The organism is Pseudoxanthomonas sp. Root630 (assembly GCF_001427585.1).
GTDB lineage: Bacteria > Pseudomonadota > Gammaproteobacteria > Xanthomonadales > Xanthomonadaceae > Pseudoxanthomonas_A.
In genome coordinates this window covers 1-1,031 of the sequence record NZ_LMGY01000014.1, presented here as the reverse complement: position 1 = coordinate 1,031, position 1,031 = coordinate 1, and the positions used below count along the sequence as shown (strand labels likewise).

General features: G+C 70.3%; 1 protein-coding gene and 1 pseudogene. Both read left to right on the top strand.

Translation table 11 applies throughout. The annotated features are described in order from the left end of the window. A pseudogene (locus ASD72_RS10315) lies at nt 1-640 on the top strand (FGGY-family carbohydrate kinase); the annotation flags it as partial. A gap of 1 nt (nt 641) precedes the next feature. Beyond that, on the top strand, nt 642-1,031 hold a 390-nt coding region (locus ASD72_RS20620; protein ID WP_255357648.1), incomplete at both ends, for an FGGY-family carbohydrate kinase.

The following is a 1,031-nucleotide window of genomic DNA, read 5'->3' as shown; positions in this document are numbered from 1 at the left end:
CTGCGTGGAAGAAGGCCGCCTGGCGATGAGCCTGGGCACCTCGGGCACGCTGTTCGCCTACTCGGATACGCCCGTCGTCGATCCTGACGGTGCCTGGGCYGCGTTCTGTTCSTCCACCGGCGGCTGGCTGCCRCTGATCTGCACGATGAACTGCACCGTGGCGACCGAACAGGTGGCCACCCTGTTCGGCTTCAGCACGCGCGAGGGCGATGCCCACCTGCAGGCCACGCCGCCMGGYGCGGATGGGCTGGTGATGCTGCCCTTCCTCAACGGCGAGCGCACCCCGGACCTGCCGCACGGCAAGGGCGTGCTGGCCGGGATGGACCCGACCAACATGACCCCGGCGCATGTCTACCGTGCGGCGATGGAAGGGGCGACCTACAGCCTGAAGTACGGCTTCGATGCCTTCGTGCGCGCCGGCATGCGCTTCGAGCGCATCGTGCTGACCGGCGGCGGCAGCAACAGCGCGGCCTGGCGCCAGCTGGTGGCCGATGTGTTCGGCCTGCCGGTCGATGTGCCGGTGCAGTCGGAAGGCGCCGCGTTCGGTGCGGCATTGCAGGCGCTGTGGGCGGTGGGTCGTGCTGGTGGCGATGCCGCGTCCATCGCCGACATCGCCCGCACGCATGTCGCCACCGATCCCNGTGATGCTGCCCTTCCTCAACGGCGAGCGCACCCCGGACCTGCCGCACGGCAAGGGCGTGCTGGCCGGGATGGACCCGACCAACATGACCCCGGCGCACTTCTACCGCGCGGCGATGGAAGGGGCGACCTACAGCCTGAAGTACGGCTTCGATGCCTTCGTCCGTGCCGGCATGCGCTTCGAGCGCATCGTGCTGACCGGCGGCGGCAGCAACAGCGCGGCGTGGCGCCAACTGGTGGCCGACGTGTTCGGCCTGCCGGTCGATGTGCCGGCGCAAGCGGAAGGCGCCGCCTTCGGTGCGGCATTGCAGGCGCTGTGGGCGGTGGGTCGTGCTGGTGGCGATGCCGCGTCCATCGCCGACATCGCCCGCACGCATGTCGCCACCGATCCC